Origin of the sequence: Saccharopolyspora galaxeae, from assembly GCF_016526145.1 — a bacterium.
Taxonomy (GTDB): Bacteria; Actinomycetota; Actinomycetes; order Mycobacteriales; family Pseudonocardiaceae; genus Saccharopolyspora_C; species Saccharopolyspora_C galaxeae.
The window spans coordinates 147,983-165,591 of the sequence record NZ_JADDUE010000009.1; the positions used below are offsets into that span (position 1 = coordinate 147,983).

The window sequence follows — 17,609 nt, forward strand, 5'->3', positions numbered from 1 at the left end:
TGGCCACCGCCTCCTAGTGCTCGGCCGAAGTGCTCGGCCCGAGTGCCGTTGTCCGATACCGCTGTCCGGTGCCCCTGTCCGGTACCGCTGCGCAGCACCGCTGTGCAGGGATTTCCGCGCCGCAGCCTTGCGTACTGACCGAACAGTCGGTTATTAATCTAGAGTGTTGGCCGCGCCGGTCGCGATGTCAACCCGCTGCGGCGGAGGCGTCCGGCGCCGCGCAGCGTCCGTCCGGGCAACGAAGGGGTTCGCGTTGAGCAGCACACCGGAACTGGTCGGGATCCTCGGCGGCGGGCGCATGGGCGCCGGGATAGCCCAGGTGTTCCTGATGCTCGGCACCGAGGTGCACGTGGCCGAAAACGACGACGCCGCGGCCGGGGCCGCGCGGCAGCGCGTCCGGGACGGGCTGGAAGGCGCCGTGCGGCGCGGAAAACTCGACGACGATCCGGAAGCGGTGCTGGCGCGGCTGCACGTCGTGACCGGCATCGGCGAGCTGCCCGCCGAGGCCGACCTCGTCGTGGAGGCGGTTCCGGAGCGACCGGAGCTCAAGCTCGACGTGCTGGCCGCGGCCGAACGCGCCGTTTCCGAGCGGACCGTGCTCGCCAGCAACACCAGCTCGCTGTCCATCGCGGAACTCGCCACCGCGCTGCGGAATCCGCGGCGGTTCCTCGGGATGCACTTCTTCAACCCGGTGCCTGCTTCCAAGCTCGTGGAAGTCGTGGTCGCACCGGAAACCGCCGACGACACGGTGCAGGCCGTCAGCGGGTGGGTGCGCGGGCTCGGCCGCACGGACGTGGTGGTGCGGGATTCGCCGGGTTTCGCCACCAGCAGGCTGGGCGTGGCGCTCGGGCTGGAGGCGATCCGGATGCTGCAGGAGGGCGTGGCCGACGCCGAGTCGATCGACACCGCCGTGGAGCTCGGCTACCGGCACCCGATGGGCCCGCTGCGCTCGACCGACCTGGTGGGGCTGGACGTGCGGCTGGCGGTCGCCGACTACCTGCACGGCACGCTCGGCGAGCGGTTCGCGCCGCCGCAGTTGTTGCGGGACAAGGTCGAGCGCGGCGAGCTGGGCCGCAAATCCGGCCGCGGGTTCCACGAGTGGCCGGATTGACGTTCGTGCGGCGGCGAAAGCGGCTTTAACAACACTTCCATCGGCCGATGAATGCAGTGCCGACCTCGAAGCGTGCGGAGGAAGTTCATGAGTGCGTTGCCCAGTTACGTGCAAGGCCGGTGGCAGGTCCCCGATGATGACGGGGTCGCGGTGCCGGACGCGGTGACCGGCGAGGAGGTCGCCCGCGTCTCGTCAGCAGGCATCGACATGGCCGCGGCGCTGGAGCACGCCCGCGGCACCGGGGGCCCGGCGCTGCGGGCGCTGACGTTCCACCAGCGCGCCGCGCTGCTCAAATCCTTGGCCTCGTACCTGCGCGAACACCGCGAGGAGCTCTACGAGCTGTCCGCGCGGACCGGTGCCACGCTCGGCGACGCGAAGTTCGACGTGGACGGCGGCATCGGAGTGCTGTTCACCTACTCCAGCAAGGGCCGCCGGGAGCTGCCGAACGACACCGTGCACGTCGAAGACCCGCTGGAACCGCTCGGCAAGGGCGGCACGTTCCTCGGCAGGCACGTGCACACGCCGCTGCGGGGCGTCGCGGTGCAGATCAACGCGTTCAACTTCCCGGTGTGGGGGCCGTTGGAGAAGCTGGCCCCGGCGTTCCTGGCGGGCGTGCCGAGCTTGATCAAACCGGCGAGCCAGACCGCCTACCTGACCCACCGGCTGGTCGAGCTGATCATCGAATCCGGGCTGCTGCCGGAAGGTTCGGTGTCGCTGGTGTGCGGCGGGGCCGGGGACCTGCTGGAGCACTTGGGTGATCAGGACCTGCTGTCGTTCACCGGCTCGGCCTCGACCGCGCAGCGGCTGCGCGCGCACCCGGCGGTGGTCTCCCGCGCGGTGCGGTTCAACGCGGAAGCGGACTCGCTGAACTGCTCGATCCTGGGGCCGGACGCGACCCCGGAGACCGCCGAGTTCGACCTCTACGTCAAGCAGCTGGTCACCGAGATGACGGTGAAGGCGGGCCAGAAGTGCACCGCGATCCGCCGCGCATTGGTGCCGTCGAACCTGGTGGACGACGTGGTGGCGGCCGCGGGCGAGAAGCTGGCGAAGGTCACCGTCGGCGCCCCGGACGCCGAGGGCGTGCGGATGGGCGCGCTGGCGAGCCTGGAGCAGCGCGAGGAGGTGCGGCGCTCGCTGAAGTCCCTGCTGGCCGCTGGTCGGCTGGTCTACGGCGGCCCGGAGGAGTCCCAGCCCGTCGGCGCGGACGCCGCGAACGGCGCGTTCATCTCGCCGATGCTGCTGCGCTGCGACGACCCGGAACGGCCCGAACCGCACGAGGTCGAGGCGTTCGGCCCGGTGAGCACGATCCTGCCTTACGACGGCGTCGAGCAGGCCGTTGACCTGGCGCGGCGCGGGCAGGGCAGCCTGGTGGGCTCGGTGGTCACCGCGGATTCCGAGTTCGCCCGCGAGGTGGTGCTCGGCGCGGCTTCCCGGCACGGGCGGCTGCTGGTGCTGAACCGGCACAACGCCAAGGAATCCACCGGACACGGCTCCCCGCTGCCGCAGCTCGTGCACGGCGGCCCGGGCCGCGCGGGCGGGGGCGAGGAGCTCGGGGGCATCCGCGGCGTGCTGCACCACATGCAACGCACGGCGGTGCAGGCCGATCCGGACACCATGACGGCCGTGACCGGCCAGTGGACGCCGGGCAGTGCGCGCAGCGAGACCGAGGTGCACCCGTTCCGCAAACACCTGGCGGAGCTGCGCATCGGCGACACCGTGGTGTCCGGGCCGCGCGCGGTGACGCTGCAGGACGTCGAGCACTTCGCGGAGTTCACCGGCGACACCTTCTACGCGCACACCGACGACGAAGCGGCCCGCGCGAACCCGTTCTTCGAAGGGCGGGTGGCGCACGGCTACTTGGTGGTGTCGTTCGCGGCGGGGTTGTTCGTCTCGCCCGAGCCAGGGCCGGTGCTGGCCAACTACGGGCTGGAGAACCTGCGGTTCCTCACGCCGACCTACCCGGGCGACGAGATCACGGTGACGCTGACGGCCAAGCGGATCACTCCGCGCCATGGCGGCGACTACGGCGAGGTGTGCTGGGACGCGGACGTGACCAACCAGGACGGCGAGTCCGTCGCCAAGTACGACGTGCTGACCCTGGTCGCCAAGGGTTGATCCGGCGGGTGCGGCGCTCGGGGCTTGCGCCCGGGTGCCGCACCGCGGGAAACTAATTACTGACCGATTGGTCGGTTTCAGCAGCGGTCGGCCGCGCAGGCCGGTCGCACAGCGGGAGGTGAGCGCCGGTGACCAGCGGGACGGCCGAAGGCGAGCTGCAGCGGCACTTCGACGGCACGATCGAGCGCGACCAGCGCGTCGAGCCGCGGGACTGGATGCCCGACGGCTATCGCAAGACGCTGGTCCGCCAAGTCGCCCAGCACGCGCACTCGGAGATCATCGGGATGCAGCCGGAGGGGGCGTGGATCTCGCGCGCGCCCTCGCTGCGGCGCAAGGCGATCCTGCTGGCGAAGGTGCAGGACGAAGCCGGGCACGGGCTGTACCTGTACTCGGCGGCGGAGACGCTCGGCGCGGACCGGGCGGAGCTGACCGGAAAGCTGATCTCCGGGCGGCAGAAGTACTCGTCGATCTTCAACTACCCGACGCTGAACTTCGCCGACATCGGCGTGATCGGCTGGCTGGTGGACGGCGCGGCGATCTGCAACCAGGTGCCGCTGTGCCGCAGCTCGTACGGCCCGTACGCGCGGGCGATGGTGCGGATCTGCAAGGAGGAGTCGTTCCACCAGCGGCAGGGCTACGAACTCCTGCTGCAGATGATGCGCGGCACCGCGGCCCAGCGGGAGATGGTGCAGGACGCGGTCGACCGGTGGTGGTGGCCGTCGCTGATGATGTTCGGCCCGCCGGACGGCGATTCGCCGAACACGCAGCAGTCGATGGCCTGGAAGATCAAGCGGCACACCAACGACGAACTGCGGCAGAAGTTCGTGGACATGACCGTGCCGCAGGCCGACGCGCTCGGGGTGTCGCTGCCCGATCCCGAGTTGCGCTTCGACGCCGAGTCGGGCGGGTACGAGTTCGGCGAGCCGGACTGGGCCGAGCTCAAGGAAGTGATCTCCGGCGGCGGGCCGTGCAACGACGAGCGGATGTCCCGGCGCAGGAGCGCGCACGAGGACGGCGCGTGGGTGCGGGAAGCGGCCGCCGCGCACGCGGCGAAGCGGGCCGCGCGGAAGGAGCCGGCATGAGCGAGGAATCTCCCCGATCGTCCTGGCCGCTGTTCGAGGTCTTCGTGCGCGGCAAGCGCGGTCTCAACCACGTGCACGTGGGTTCGCTGCACGCGCCGGACGAGCAGATGGCGTTGCACAACGCGAGGAACCTCTACACCCGGCGCAACGAGGGCGTGAGCATCTGGGTGGTGCGCGCGGACGCGATCACCGCGTCCAGTCCGGACGAGAAGGACCCGATGTTCGCGCCGAGCGGCGACAAGGTCTACCGGCACCCGACGTTCTACGCCATTCCCGACGACGTTCCGCACATGTGAGGTCCACTGTGTCCTTCGACAACGCTTACGAGGCGCTGACCGAGCAGAACGACTCGCGGTGGGCGTTCGGGACCGGGTTCGACGATCCGCTGTCCGGTGTGGACGGTTCGGTGCCGGACGGGGTGGACGGGGCGGTGCTGGCGCACTACTGCCTGGCGCTGGGCGACGACGCGCTGATCGCCGCGCAACGGCTGAGCGAGTGGGTGACGCGGGCGCCGGAGCTGGAGGACGAGGTCGCGCTGGCGAACATCGCGCTGGACCTGCTCGGGCAGGCCAGGCTGCTGCTGGCGCGAGCCGGGCAGGCCGACGGGTCCGGCCGCGGCGAGGACTCGCTGGCGTACTTCCGCGACGCCGCCGAGTTCCGCAACGTGCGGCTCGCCGAGTTGCCGCGCGGCGACTTCGCCGAGCAGATGGCCCGGCTGCTGGTGCTGTCGAGCTGGCGGCTGGCGTTGTGCGCGCGGCTGGTCGACTCGCGTGATCCGGTGCTGGCGGCGGTCGCGGCCAAGAGCGTCAAGGAACTCACCTACCACCGCGACTACGCGGCGCAGTGGGTCGTTCGCCTCGGCGACGGGACCGCGGAGTCGCATCGGCGGATGTGCGAGGGGATCGCCGCGGTTCGGCCGCACCTCGCGGAACTGTTCCACACGCACGAAATCGAGCGGCGCGCGGTCGCCGACGGCGTAGGGGTGGATCCGGCCGAGGTGCGTGGTGAGGTGGACGAAGTGCTGGCGCGAGCGTTCGCCGCGGCGACCTTGCCGCACCCGGGAACGCCGCCCGCCGGTGACGAACTCGGGCGTGCCGGCGAATTCGGGCGTGGCGGCGAATTCGGCCGCGCGGGCGAGCACACCGAACATCTCGTGCCGCTGCTGGCGGAGATGCAGGGCTTGGCGCGGGCGCACCCGGAGGCGACGTGGTGACGATCGTGAACCGCGCGCGGGAGGTCGCCGAGACGGTGACCGACCCCGAGCTGCCGATGTTGACCCTGGCGGATCTGGGAGTGCTGCGCGGAGTCGAGGTCGGTGCGGACGGCACCGTGGTCGTGACGCTGACCCCGACGTACTCGGGATGCCCCGCCATGGCGGAGATGCGCAGCGACGTGCACCGCAAGCTCACCGGTGCCGGTTACCCGGACGTCGAGGTGCGCACGGCGCTGCATCCGCCGTGGAGCAGCGACTGGATCACCGAGCACGGGCGGCGCAAGCTCGCCGAGCACGGCATCTCGCCGCCGGGTGAGGCACCCGCGGCCGCCGGGCCCGTCCCGCTCACGCTTGCGCCGCCGCCGCGCCGCATCGCCTGCCCGCATTGCGGTTCGGCCGAGACCGAAGAGCTCTCCCGGTTCAGCGCCACCGCGTGCAAGGCGCTGCGCCGATGCACGGCCTGCGCGGAGCCGTTCGAGCACATCAAGGAGATCTGATCGTGACCGAGACACTGTCTAATGTGGATCAACGGGCCACTGCGGACGATCGGGCCGGTTCCCGCCGCGGCGCGTTCCACACCTTGCGCGTCGAGTCGGTGGACCGGCTGTGCGACGACGCGGTCGCGGTGACCTTGGACGTGCCCGCCGCGCTCGCCGACGAATTCGCGTTCCGGCCCGGCCAGTCCTTGACGCTGCGGCGTTCCGAGGCGGGTGGTGAACATCGCCGCTCGTACTCGATTTGCGCGCCACTGGGCGCGAAACCCCGCATCGGGGTGCGGCTGGTACCGGGCGGGATGTTCTCGAGCTGGCTTTGCGACGAGATCGCGGCCGGCGACGAGATCGAGGTGGCGCCGCCCTCCGGTTCCTTCACCCCGGATCTCGCGAGCGGCGGACGGCACGTGCTGGTCGCGGCGGGTTCCGGGGTCACGCCGGTGCTCTCGATCGCGGCGAGCCTGCTGCGCGAGACGGATTCGCAGGTGACCCTGGTGTACGGCAACCGGCGCAGCGACACGGTGATGTTCGCCGACGAGCTCGCGGATCTGAAGGACGCGCATCCGTCCAGATTGGACCTCGTGCACGTGCTTTCGCGGGAACCGCGGGAATCCGAGCTGATGTCCGGAAGGCTCGACGCGGACAAGCTGCGGGCGCTGGCCGGTGCGTTGATCCCGGTGGACGGCACCGAGCACTGGTGGCTTTGCGGACCGTTCGGAATGGTCACCGCAGCGCGGGAAGTGCTCGCGGAACTGGGGGTCGCACCGGGCCGGGTGCACCAGGAACTGTTCTACGTGGACGATGTGCCGCCGGATCCGGTGCGCCACGAGGAATCGGCTCCGCCCGGCGAGTGCAGCGAGGTGACGATCGTGCTGGACGGGCGCACCAGCACGCTGAGCCTGCCGAAGGACGAGCCGGTGCTGGACGCCGCCCAGCGCTCGCGCCCGGACCTGCCGTTCGCCTGCAAAGGCGGCGTGTGCGGCACCTGCCGGGCGAAGATCACCGGGGGAGAGGTCGCGATGCGCCGCAACTTCGCCCTCGAACAATCCGAAGTGGACGAAGGCTTCGCGCTGACCTGCCAATCGTTGCCGGTCTCCGACGCGGTGACAGTGGACTACGACAGCTGAGCCACCGGGACCGCTGCACAGCGTCGTACCGCTCCGGCGGCCCGGTCACTGCCGCGGACCGCTCGGCACGAGGTAGCCGCACGGGTAGCGCGCTTTCCGCTCGCGCCTGGTGACGTCAGCGGGCCGGTGAAGACGCCCGGTGCAGTTAGCCGTTGGCGAGCACGTCCAGCCGATCAGTTCGCAAGCGAACTGCTCGTCATCGCCGGTGCCGCGGGCACGTCCGAACGGCCGCCCCGGGATGCGGCCCGCCGGTGACGATCAATGCACCCGTCCGGCGGTGCCGGCGCGGGACGAACCCCGACATGTTGATCAGAGCAGCGGCGGGCGCCCACAGCGGTCGACCGCGGTTCCGCCGCGTGGGCGGGGAGCCGTTTCGCGGTGCGGGACCGGGAGCGACGCCGCTTCGCACACCAGCTGGAAAACGTCCTGGGGGATCCACGATGCAAGCGGGCGGGCACGCCTGCACCGGTGCGCTCGCCGGTGCCTTCTCCGGCAACGCGGTCGCGGCCTTGACCGGCGCGCAACTCGGCGCCACGGCCACGGCGGTCGGCGCGCTGCTCGGCGCGGGCGCGGCACTCCTGCCCGACCTGGACGCGGACGGCACGACGGCGTACCGCTCCGGCGGCCCGGTCACCGCCGCGGTCGGCAAGTCCTTCCAACGCCTGGCCCGTGCCGCGTACGCCCGCACTCGGCTGCCGCACGACCCGAAAGGCGACGGCGAGCACCGCGGATTGGTGCACACACCGGTCTTCGCGGTCGCCACCGGACTGCTCGTCGGGCTCGGCGCGCTGGTCACGCCGTGGGTGACGATGGCGACGCTGATCGTCGTGCTCGCGCCCGGCATCGCGGCGCTGTCCCGCTCCGGTCCCGGATGGGTGCGCCGCCGGTTGCGCACGCATCGGGACGGGATGGCGCTGCTGGCCGCCGCGGTGATCACGCTCGCGCTGCTCGTCGGCGGGGAAGGGGACGAACTCGGCTGGTACGCCGGGGTTTCCATCGCGGTCGGCATGATCGTGCACTCCGCGGGCGATTCCGCCACCCGCAGCGGAATCCCGTGGACGTGGCCGATGCGCCGCCGATGCTCGCAGTGCTCGGGACCGGCGGAGTGCGCGGGCAGCCGCTGGCGGCGCGGGCACGTGCTGCCGAAGAACCTGCGGTGGCGGGTGGGTTCCCGGTCCGGCCAGCGCATCGAGCAGGTCATCGAGGTGATCTGCCTGGTGCTGGTGGCGGCGCTGGTGCTCCCGGACCTGAGCACCCTGCTGACCGGTTGAGCGATCTGCTCCGCCGCGACCGGAGCGAACTCGACCGGCCCGGTGGCTGCAGCGGATCACGGCTTTGAACTGCTCGTAGCCGGTGTGCACCGAGCGCGGAAGCAGCGCCGCGCGCTCCTCGCGTCCTGAACCGGGGATTTCGTACGTTGACAAAGCAACCGGGCGGAGCAATCCTCAGTGGCCATTCCGGGCAGGGAGGCCGCACATGGACGCAACGCCGGCCATCGACGAGACACCGCGCACCCAACGCCGCCGAGCCGTCGTCGCCAGCGTCGTCGGCACGACCATCGAGTGGTATGACTTCTTCCTCTACAGCACCACCGCAGCGCTGATCTTCCCCAGCGTGTTCTTCCCGCACTCGGACGAGAGCACGGCCATCCTCGAATCGTTCGCCACGCTGTTCGTCGGCTTCGCCGCCCGGCCGGTCGGTGCGGCGGTGTTCGGGCACTTCGGCGACCGCATCGGCCGCAAGGCCACGCTGATCAGCACATTGCTGCTGATGGGCGTGGCGACGGTGCTGATGGGCCTGGTCCCGAGCCACGCGACCATCGGGCTCGCCGCACCGGTGCTGCTGGTCGTGCTCCGGGTGCTGCAGGGCATCGGAGTCGGCGGCGAATGGGGCGGTTCGGTGCTGCTGTCGATGGAATGGGGCGCGCGGAACCGCCGCGGGCTGATGGCGAGCTGGCCGCAGATGGGTGTGCCGATCGGGCTGCTGCTGTCCACCGGCACCGTCGCCGCGGTCAGCGCGGTCACCGGGGACGCATTCGAGGTCTGGGGCTGGCGGATTCCGTTCCTGGCCAGCGTGGTGCTCATCGCGGTCGGCCTCTACATCCGGCTGCGCGTGCTGGAGAGCCCGGACTTCCGCGAGGTCAAGCAGCAGCGCGCGGTGGTGAAGATGCCGGTGTGGCGGGCGCTGCGGGACCACCCGCTGGAGGTGCTCACGGCCGCATTCGTCCGGCTGTCCGAGCAGGCGCCGTTCTACCTGTTCATCACGTTCGTGCTGACCTACGGCACGACCGAGCTGGACATGCCGCGCAGCCAGATCCTCAACTACACGCTGATCGCGGCGGCCATCGGCCTGATCACCATCCCGCTGTTCGGGCACTTGTCCGACCGGTTCGGGCGCAGGCGCATCTACGCTCTGGGGATCGTGCTCACGGCTGCGTACGCGTTCCCGTACTTCGGGCTGCTGAACACCGGCAGCGGCGGGCTGGTGCTGATCGGCATCGTCGTGTCGCTGATCGTGCACGACATCCAGTACGGGCCGCAGGCGGCGTTGATCGCGGAAAGCTTCGGCACCAACGTGCGCTACAGCGGAGCGGGCCTGGGTTACCAGCTCTCGTCGGTCATCGCGGGCGGTCCGGCGCCGCTGATCGCCGCGGCGCTGTTGACCAGCACCGGAGGCAGCACGAGCATCAGCTGGTACATCGTCGGGTGCTGCGTGCTGTCGCTGGGCGCGCTGGCGCTGATGCCCGCGGCCGGTCGAAGCGGGACGGGCCGAGCGGACGGCTGAGCGCCGCCCGGCGCGCTGACCGCCCGCGAGCGGCTGCGGGGCCGGTGATCGGCAGGGCAGGTGGGTCCATCCGTTGTCCTGGCAGGGTTGCGCCGATTCGTGAGCCGGTGCAGGCAACTGTGCGAAGGTGATCGCGACCGGCATCGGATCTCGGGGGCAAGGATGGACATGGCTAGTGACTCGGTGCGCGACGACGAACTGGCGTGGCTGGACGCGACGGAGCAAGCCGAGCTGGTGCGCGGGGGCGAGCTCACACCCTCGGAACTCGCCGAGGCGGCCATCGAACGCATCGAGCGAACCAACGGCGCGCTGAACGCGGTCGTCACGCCGCTGTTCGAGAAAGCGGTGGCACAGGCCGCATCGGCGCAGTTGCCCGCAGGCCCGTTCCGCGGGGTGCCGATGCTGTTGAAGGACATGGTGTGCCACTCCGCTGGCGACCCGTTGCACGGTGGGATGCGGGTGCTGCGCGACCACGGCTGGACCGAGCCGGAGGATTCGCACCTGGCGGCGCGATTCCGCGCGGCAGGGTTCGTGTTCTGCGGCAAGACCAACATGCCCGAGCTGGCCACCAGCGTCACCACCGAACCGCTCGCGCACGGCGCGACGCGCAACCCGTGGGACCCGTCGCGTTCGCCCGGTGGCTCCAGCGGCGGCTCGGCCGCCGCGGTCGCCGCCGGGATGACGCCGGTCGCGCACGGCAACGACATGGCGGGTTCGATCCGGGTTCCCGCGAGCTGCTGCGGGTTGGTGGGGCTCAAGCCCACGCGGGCGCGCACCTCGCTAGGTCCGGGCCACGGTGAATATTGGGGACCGGTGGCCCACGAGCACGTGCTGACCCGTTCGGTGCGGGACAGCGCCGCGGTGCTCGACACGATCCGCGGCATGGCGCCCGGCGATCCGTACACCGCGCCGCCGCCTTCCCGGCCATACCGGGAAGAAATCGGCCTCGACCCAGGGGCGCTGCGTGTCGGGCTGCGCACCGCGGTGCCGGGAGCGGCCGGTCAGCCGCACCAGGATTGCGTCGCAGCGGTGGATGAAGCCGCGCGACTGCTGGAGTCGCTCGGGCACCACGTCGAGCCGTCCGCGGCAGCGGTGCTGGACTCGCCCGCGATACTCGAGGGTTTTTCCGCCGTGTTCGGGACCATCGTCGCTTGGGAGGTCGACCGCTGGTCGCAGCGCATCGGCAGGCGGATCGACCTCGGTGAGCTGGAACCGATGAACGCGCGGACTGCCGAAGTGGGCCGCTCGGCGCCCGCCACGCAGTGGCTCTCCGGTTTGCACACCTGGCAGCAATGGGCGCGAGAGGCGGCCGCGCTGTGGGAGCAGGAGCTGGACGTGCTGGTCACGCCGACGCTGGCGACGCCGCCGTGGCAGCTCGGTGAACTCGCGCCGACCGCGCTGGCACCGGCCGAGCTCGCTGCCGCGGTAGGCGAGAAGATCGCGTTCACCGTGCCGTTCAACATCACCGGACAACCGGCGATTTCGCTGCCGCTGCACCGGAATCCCGATGGCTTGCCGATCGGGGTGCAGTTCGTCGCCGCGTACGGGCGCGAGGACGTGCTGATCCGGCTCGCCGCCCAGCTGGAGCAGGCCGCGCCGTGGTCGATGGCGCGGCCGCCGGTGTCGGCGTGAGCGGGGTACCGGCGGATTGCGCTTGGGCGTGCGCTACCGAACCTCGTCCGGGCCGGGAGCGGCTTCCTGCGCCGAGTCGTCCTCCGGCTCCGAGCGCAGCGCGCTGATCCCGGCAACGGCGTAACCGCCCGTCAGCAGGCCGAGCACCCGGGCCCTGATCGACATTCCGCGGGAGAAGGCCGCGGCGGTGTCGGAAAGATCCACCAGCAGCCCGAGCAGCTGCCACTGGCGTTGCCGGCGCCCGCGGCTGGTGAGCGTGCCAAGCCCGAGGGCCGCGGCGCGTCCGGCGAACACCCGCATCAGGTAGTTCTCCCGCGGGCCGTCTGCTGCCAGGCCGACCAGCCGGGCGGAGCGCTGCGGCGCCACCCAGGCCGAAACCGCCAACAGCAGCCGCCCGAACGCGAGCGCGCGCACGAGCGGCGGGGTGGGCACGTGTTCGAGGTCGTGCGGCAAGAACTTCCGCCGCACCAGCAACGGCCCGACCCCGGAGTTCCACCAGCGCCGCCACGCCGCGGGCTGCCGGGCGAGCAGCGCCACCGCGGGCAGCGGATCGAGCCGGGCCTGCCTGCGCAGGATGCGGCCGTCCTCGTCGAGGGTGAGCTGATCGGTGACCGCCAGCCGCAGCGGCAACCGGCCGAGCGTTCCGGTCAGCCGCAGCTCGATCCGCACGGTGCGGCCTTCGGCCGCCCAGCGCAGCACCTCACCTCTCAGATCCGGGATGAGCTCGAGCAGCCGCCCGTACTCCTCGGCCAGCGCGTGCCTGCCCACCCGGTGCCGCAGCAGCGGCTGGACCAGCTCCGCTTCTTCGGCGAGCAGGTCGTCCCAGGCGTGCGGGTGCGGAGCTCGCCACCCGGCGGCGAACGCCGCCACGGCAGCCTCGGCGATCGATCGGTTCGCGGAGTTGTCGTGGTCCACGTCGTCTCCTCGCGGGTGGCGCGGACTCAGGTCGTGGGTGAGCCCGGGCGGTGATGAAGCCCTTCGGCGGTGTAGTAGAGCATGTCGGCGGCAGATTGCGGAACGTCGTGCGCGCAGTCCGGCAGCGAGTCTGCGCCGGTTCCAACAGGTCGTTGCGGAGGCTCCGTCAGAGGTCGAGCACCAGCGGGCCCTGTTCGGCGCGGGAAACGCAGATCGTCATGGAATCGGCCCGCTCATCGTCGGTGAGCACGTGGTCGCGGTGCTCGGCGGTGCCGCTGAGCAGGCCCACCTTGCAGGTGCCGCAGAAGCCTTGCCTGCAGGAGTAGGCGACATCGGGGAGCGCTTCTCGCACCACCTCCAGCGCCGTCCGGTCTTCGGGGACGTGCAGCGTGCGGCCGGTGCGCTCGAGATGCAGGTCGAACGGTTTCCCGTCGACGATCGGCGGCGCCGAGAACCGTTCCCAGTGCAGCTCGGCAGCCCGGCTGATGGCCAGGTCCATCCGCACACCGGTGATCATCGGTACCGGGCCGCAGCAGTACACCGTGGCGTCCTCCGGTGCGTGCTCCAGCAATTCACCGCTGGAGACCGGGACTCCGTACTCGGTGTCCGGGCGGACCCACACCCGTTCCGGGGCCAGCCGGGCGATCTCGTCCAAGAACGGCATCGACTCCCGCGACCGTCCACAATAGACGAACCGCCAATCGCTGCCCGCGGCAGCTGCGGCACGCACCATCGGCAGGATCGGGGTGATGCCGATGCCGCCGGCCACGAACAGGTAGCGCTGCGCCCGGATGAACGGGAAGGCGTTGCGCGGTCCCCGCGCGGTGATGCGGCTCCCGACGTCCAGCTCCGCATGCACTTCGCGCGAACCCCCGCCGCCGTCGGCGATCCGGCGAACCGCGATCCGGTAGCAGCCGCGATCCGCCGGATCGCCGCACAACGAGTACTGGCGCTGACGACCCGACGGCAGCACCACGTCGATGTGCGCTCCCGGCGACCACGCGGGCAGCGCGGATCCATCCGCAGGTACCAGCCGCAGGCTGCGCACGTCGTCCGCTTCGGCGCGCGCGTCGTCGACGACCAACCGCAGGTCGCGGTCCACCGCCCGCACCGGCGGTCGCGGCCGGTCGAAGGCGATCAGCTTGCTGTAGACCGACATCAGCGCGGCGAGGCCGCGCATGAACCGGTCCGGCCGGCCCCGTCCGTGCACGTCCGGTGGTGGCGTGAACATCGCGGCGCTCAGTGGTCGGAGGCCGGTGCGGCGGGGTGGTCGGAGGCCGGTGCGGCCGGGCGCTCGGAGGCCGGTGCGGCCGGGTTCTCCGCGGCCTGCGCGGCCGGTGACCTGGCCAGGTAGGACACCGCCCTGGTCGTCGAGCCGTGCTGCGACGGGTGGAACGAAGGCCGGAAGTACGGTGCCATCAACCGGGCGGTCTGCCGCGGTCCGGGCAGCAGGCCCAGCCGGGCGCTGCGGAAGTAGTCCCGCCAGCGCGGCTTCAACCGCCCGCGCAGCTTCGGATCGTTCGCGATCAGGAACTTCGCCCCGCGCGCCCACAGCGTGAAGAACAGCGGCAGTGCGAGCAGGAAGAACCGCACCCGCTTGGAATACCGGCCGTCCAGGTGCATGAACAGGTCGAACGCGACCGAGCGGTGCTCGACCTCCTCCGCGCCGTGCCAGCGCAGCAGGTCCAGCATGGTCGGGTCGGCCTGCGCGCGGTCGAGCGCTTCCGCGTCGAGCACCCATTGGCCGAGGAACGCGGTGATGTGCTCGATGCCCGCGATGAGGCCGACCCGTTCCACCACCCAATCCTCGGCGCGCGCGCCGGTGTGGCCGCGGTCGCCGAGGAGTTTGCGGAACATCCAGGCGATCTGGCGCACGTATGGCTCGGTGTCCAGGTCGTGGGCGTTGAAGTGGTCCAGCACGCCTTGGTGCGACATGGCGTGCACGGCCTCCTGGCCGACGAACCCCTGCACGTCCTCGCGCAGCCGGTCGTCCTTGATCATCGGCAGCGCCTGCTTGAAGACCTCGACGAACCAGTCCTCGCCCTCGGGTAGCAGCAGGTGCAGCACGTTGATCACGTGGGTGGCGAACGGCTCGTCCGGGATCCAGTGCATCGGCAGCTCGGACCAGTCGAACCGCACGTTCCGCGCCTGCAGCGCAACGCGCTCCGGATCGTCCACACCGGACTTCGGTGGGTGCTCGTCGTGCGTCATCGCAAGACCTCCTCGCGGTGCGGCTCGGCGGGGCGTTGCTCGCTCGACCGGTTCGCGGGCCGGATCCGGCGAGCGGCCGCCACCTGTTACTGGAAGTAACGGGTACTGGAGGTGGCACTATGCAGCGCTGCGCGCGCCGCTGTCAACGCGCGCTCGGCCCGATGCATCGTGCGCCGGGTGCGGGGCGATCGAGGCGCAGCTCGGCGCACGGATGCGTGGGCCGGCCGTGAGCGGTGCGTCGCCTTCCTCAGCGGGTCGGATCTCCGGTCGGCAGGTGCCGTGCTCGCTGCGCGTCCCGCCACCGGGGACCGGCCGTTTTCGGCCGTCCGGCGGCACCGAACGCACGCCCCGCGAACCCGCGGAATCTCGGTCGGTGCGCGCCGGGCCAAGGCCTGACCGCTCGTAGACGGGCAAGATCACCCCCGAGCCAGCGGGTGCGCGCGAAGGAGGAACCGAGTCGGGAACTCGTACGGATTCGGTCGCCGGGTCACGGTGTCCTCCCGTTCGCCCGGACGGACATCTCCGTGCGGCGAAAGCTTTCGGGAATGGTTCTTCCGGTGTCGTCGATCGACACCACTTGGCGTCCGAAGTGCTATGCGGCCCGGATCGACCGTCGCGCGCGAGGAGATCGTCCACTGCCCGGCGAATCCTGGGATCATCGTCACCCGGGCCGCCGAACTCCTCGGCATGAGCCGGGCGACGATCGCCGCAAGGTGTCGCGGTACGGCACCCCGGGCTGAGCAGCCGCCGCAGCGCCCGGCTCGCGCGCAGCGACGACGCAGAAGGCGCGGCCGGAACGGGCGCCGAAAGCGGCCGGTGCTTCGCTGCCGACAGGAGCACGCTCGAACCGGGAAGCGCAATCAGGATGAACTGATTGTGAATTGTGCCTCGCGCATCGTGCGACGTTTGATCATGTTTCCGGTTCCGGGCAGGTTTCTCGCTGGAATTCGGGGCCTGCTCCGGGGTCGGTGCGGCAGGATCCGCAGGCGGGTGATCTTGATTTCCCGGCCGGGTCGGTGCGCTGCGTTTCCGCCGCGATGCGGCGTTGATCCCTGTGAGTGAGATTGCATTGACCGGTGTCCGCGATGTTCGTGAAGATGGTACTGATCTAGGGGCATTTACTGGGGGAGTGTTCCGATGTTGAGCTGCCGACGTTCTCGTCGATGGGCCGCCGAACTCGTCGACGAGCTGGCATTGCCCGCGCGCTTTTCGACGGAGTTCTTGCTGGGGAGGGTCGCTGCGCGCAAGGGGCGCCGGCTGGAGGTGTTGCCGCTTCCGGTTTCGGGAGGGGTCGGCCGACCGCACGGGTTGTGGGTGCAAGCCGCGGAGGCCGACTACATCTTCGTGGAGCCGCGGACGAGCGCGCTGCACCGGCGGCACATCGTGCTGCACGAGATCGGCCACATCCTGGCGCACGAGCGAGTGGCGCGGGGCCGGGGGCGGGAGGAATTCCGCAGTCTGGTGCCCGACTTGGACCCGGAGGTGGTGCAGCGGCTGCTGGCTCGCGCGCACGACGGCACCGCCGATGCCGCGGAGCGGGAGGCCGAGGAGATCGCGACCGCGTTGGGACGGCGCATCCGGGACGCGCCGCCGAGAAGGGTCCCGGCGGTCGGGGGAGTGCTGGGCTTCCGGGCGTCGTGATGATCGACCAGCTGCCGGTCCCGGCCGGGCAGGCACTGGAACTCGGCGGCATCGCGGCGCTGTGGCTGGCTCTGCTCGTGCGGGTACCGGATGCGTTGCGGCGGCGTGACATGCGGTCGTTCTGGGCGACGTGCAGCGGGATCGCGGCGGCCATGGCGCTGCACACCGATCTGTCATGCGCGCTGTTGAGGGAGTTGTCGGGCGACCCGCAGGTGGTGCACGTCCTGCGCAACTCCGTCGCGGTGGCCGCGTCGTGCCTGGTGCTGCACAACTTCACCGCATATCTGCGGTTTCCGCTGCGGAAGTCGTTGCCGATCGGGTTCGGTGCGGTGGTGGCCAGCGCGCTGCTGTTCACCGATCTGCGCGCGGTCGGGTTCTGGAGCCGTCCGGTCGCCGAAGGGGTGCTGGGCAGCTACTGGTCCGGATTCCTGCCGCTGCACTTCGCCGCGGACCTCACGGCGGGCCTGCTGTGCGTGCGGGCGGTTCGCAGCGGCGGGCCACCACCGTTCCGGCTCGGAATGTCGGCGTACGCCGCGGGTTTCCTGCTGGGTGCCGGGGTCGGGATTCCGCTGGCGGGAGTCGGCGCGGCGGTGGGGGATCCGGGATTGCGGGAGTTCGGCCCGGTGGTGTCGGGGTTGCAGGCGTGCTGCTTGGCGATCGGAGTGGGCGCTCCGCTGCTGTCCGCCGTGTGCGCGGATCTGCGGAAGCGGCGGGGCCTGCACGCCATCTATCCATTGTGGATGGACATGATCCGTGCCGTCCCCGAGGTGAACCGCACCGAGGTGCGGAGCAGGATTCGAGCGCTGCTGCGCTCGCCGTCGGCCGTCGGAACGCTCCGGTATCGGCTGATCATCGAGATCCGCGATGCGGTGCTGGTGCTGAGCCACTACTGCTCGCCCGAGCTCGCCGCCGCGGCGCGAGCGCACGCCGCAGAACGCGCGTCCCGGACCGGTCGGCCCGAAGCCGTGGTGCTGGCCTGCTGGTTGCGGCGCGCTGTCCTGGAACGCGCCGGTGGCGGCCCCGCCTGCGGCGCGGGGTCCGCGTTGCCCGGTGGGGACGATCTCGACGAGGAGGAGCGGTTCCTGCTCGAAGTCGCAGAGGTGTACCGATCCGGACCCGCGCTGCGGTTCGCCCTCGGCCGGGCGCCGCAAGCGGTTGTCGCACCCGGCCGCTGAGGCGGTCCGGCCGATGGCGGGTTTCGGGCAGGTGACGCGAATTTCAAAATCATCCATTTCAGTTGACGGTTGATATCGGGGTGACTAGTCTCGATCGCAGCGACGCAAGCTG

At 71.0% G+C, this 17,609-nt stretch carries 15 protein-coding genes; 12 read left to right on the forward strand and 3 right to left on the reverse strand.

Annotated features, from left to right (window positions below; translation table 11 throughout):
• Window positions 1-253: 253 nt before the first annotated feature.
• The 10 genes from INP57_RS20845 (at window position 254) to INP57_RS20890 (ending at window position 11,555) form a co-directional block, all read left to right on the forward strand.
• Complete coding sequence (locus INP57_RS20845; protein ID WP_255520918.1) at window positions 254-1,111, forward strand: 3-hydroxyacyl-CoA dehydrogenase family protein; 858 nt, start codon at window positions 254-256, stop codon at window positions 1,109-1,111.
• 87 nt (window positions 1,112-1,198) lie between these two features.
• On the forward strand, window positions 1,199-3,226 hold the full coding sequence (gene paaZ, locus INP57_RS20850; protein WP_200071971.1) for a phenylacetic acid degradation bifunctional protein PaaZ: 2,028 nt from the start codon (window positions 1,199-1,201) through the stop codon (window positions 3,224-3,226).
• Window positions 3,227-3,354: 128 nt separating this feature from the next.
• On the forward strand, window positions 3,355-4,308 hold the full coding sequence (gene paaA, locus INP57_RS20855; protein ID WP_200071972.1) for a 1,2-phenylacetyl-CoA epoxidase subunit PaaA: 954 nt from the start codon (window positions 3,355-3,357) through the stop codon (window positions 4,306-4,308).
• The gene (gene paaB / locus INP57_RS20860; protein ID WP_200071973.1) at window positions 4,305-4,604 is read left to right on the forward strand and encodes a 1,2-phenylacetyl-CoA epoxidase subunit PaaB; all 300 of its coding nucleotides are present in this window, start codon (window positions 4,305-4,307) and stop codon (window positions 4,602-4,604) included. The genes paaA and paaB overlap by 4 nt, the downstream gene beginning before the upstream one ends.
• An 8-nt stretch (window positions 4,605-4,612) precedes the next feature.
• Window positions 4,613-5,521 carry a 1,2-phenylacetyl-CoA epoxidase subunit PaaC gene (gene paaC, locus INP57_RS20865; protein WP_200071974.1) on the forward strand — a complete coding sequence of 303 codons (909 nt, stop codon included), beginning with the start codon at window positions 4,613-4,615 and terminating at the stop codon, window positions 5,519-5,521.
• Window positions 5,515-6,018, forward strand: coding sequence for a 1,2-phenylacetyl-CoA epoxidase subunit PaaD (paaD, locus tag INP57_RS20870; protein ID WP_200071975.1), 504 nt, complete (start codon window positions 5,515-5,517; stop codon window positions 6,016-6,018). The genes paaC and paaD overlap by 7 nt, the downstream gene beginning before the upstream one ends.
• 23 nt (window positions 6,019-6,041) lie before the next feature.
• Window positions 6,042-7,139, forward strand: a complete 1,098-nt coding sequence (gene paaE, locus INP57_RS20875; RefSeq protein WP_307850207.1) for a 1,2-phenylacetyl-CoA epoxidase subunit PaaE — start codon at window positions 6,042-6,044, stop codon at window positions 7,137-7,139.
• A 440-nt stretch (window positions 7,140-7,579) separates the two neighbouring features.
• A complete protein-coding gene (locus INP57_RS20880) occupies window positions 7,580-8,410 on the forward strand; it encodes a metal-dependent hydrolase (protein WP_200071977.1) in 831 nt (276 codons plus the stop codon).
• A 205-nt stretch (window positions 8,411-8,615) separates the two neighbouring features.
• Window positions 8,616-9,923 carry an MFS transporter gene (locus tag INP57_RS20885; protein ID WP_200071978.1) on the forward strand — a complete coding sequence of 436 codons (1,308 nt, stop codon included), beginning with the start codon at window positions 8,616-8,618 and terminating at the stop codon, window positions 9,921-9,923.
• Between the two features lie 168 nt (window positions 9,924-10,091).
• Window positions 10,092-11,555, forward strand: coding sequence for an amidase (locus INP57_RS20890; protein ID WP_200071979.1), 1,464 nt, complete (start codon window positions 10,092-10,094; stop codon window positions 11,553-11,555).
• Between the two features lie 33 nt (window positions 11,556-11,588).
• Here the strand turns inward: INP57_RS20890 and INP57_RS20895 are convergent, their stop codons facing one another.
• From INP57_RS20895 to INP57_RS20905, 3 genes are all read right to left on the reverse strand, one after another.
• Entirely contained in the window at window positions 11,589-12,470 is an 882-nt protein-coding gene (locus INP57_RS20895; protein WP_200071980.1) for a nuclear transport factor 2 family protein, read from the reverse strand.
• Between the two features lie 166 nt (window positions 12,471-12,636).
• The gene (locus INP57_RS20900) at window positions 12,637-13,701 is read right to left on the reverse strand and encodes a PDR/VanB family oxidoreductase (RefSeq protein WP_200071981.1); all 1,065 of its coding nucleotides are present in this window, start codon (window positions 13,699-13,701) and stop codon (window positions 12,637-12,639) included.
• A gap of 8 nt (window positions 13,702-13,709) precedes the next feature.
• On the reverse strand, window positions 13,710-14,681 hold the full coding sequence (locus tag INP57_RS20905) for a metal-dependent hydrolase (RefSeq protein ID WP_200071982.1): 972 nt from the start codon (window positions 14,679-14,681) through the stop codon (window positions 13,710-13,712).
• Window positions 14,682-15,818: 1,137 nt separating this feature from the next.
• On the opposite strand from INP57_RS20905, the gene INP57_RS20910 reads away from it, so the two are divergent.
• A complete protein-coding gene (locus tag INP57_RS20910) occupies window positions 15,819-16,322 on the forward strand; it encodes an ImmA/IrrE family metallo-endopeptidase (protein WP_200071983.1) in 504 nt (167 codons plus the stop codon).
• Window positions 16,322-17,497 (forward strand): MAB_1171c family putative transporter, encoded by a 1,176-nt coding sequence (locus INP57_RS20915; protein ID WP_200071984.1) that lies wholly within the window; start codon window positions 16,322-16,324, stop codon window positions 17,495-17,497. Before INP57_RS20910 ends, INP57_RS20915 begins: the two co-directional genes overlap by 1 nt.
• Window positions 17,498-17,609 lie beyond the last annotated feature (112 nt).

Coding starts and splice junctions, on each gene's coding strand:
- paaB (WP_200071973.1), top strand. CDS start 4,305: ATGAGCGAGGAATCTCCCCGATCGTCCTGGCCGCTGTTCGAGGTCTTC.
- INP57_RS20910 (WP_200071983.1), top strand. CDS start 15,819: ATGTTGAGCTGCCGACGTTCTCGTCGATGGGCCGCCGAACTCGTCGAC.
- paaZ (WP_200071971.1), top strand. CDS start 1,199: ATGAGTGCGTTGCCCAGTTACGTGCAAGGCCGGTGGCAGGTCCCCGAT.
- INP57_RS20905 (WP_200071982.1), bottom strand. CDS start 14,681: ATGACGCACGACGAGCACCCACCGAAGTCCGGTGTGGACGATCCGGAG.
- INP57_RS20890 (WP_200071979.1), top strand. CDS start 10,092: ATGGCTAGTGACTCGGTGCGCGACGACGAACTGGCGTGGCTGGACGCG.
- INP57_RS20915 (WP_200071984.1), top strand. CDS start 16,322: ATGATCGACCAGCTGCCGGTCCCGGCCGGGCAGGCACTGGAACTCGGC.
- INP57_RS20900 (WP_200071981.1), bottom strand. CDS start 13,701: ATGTTCACGCCACCACCGGACGTGCACGGACGGGGCCGGCCGGACCGG.
- INP57_RS20885 (WP_200071978.1), top strand. CDS start 8,616: ATGGACGCAACGCCGGCCATCGACGAGACACCGCGCACCCAACGCCGC.
- INP57_RS20880 (WP_200071977.1), top strand. CDS start 7,580: ATGCAAGCGGGCGGGCACGCCTGCACCGGTGCGCTCGCCGGTGCCTTC.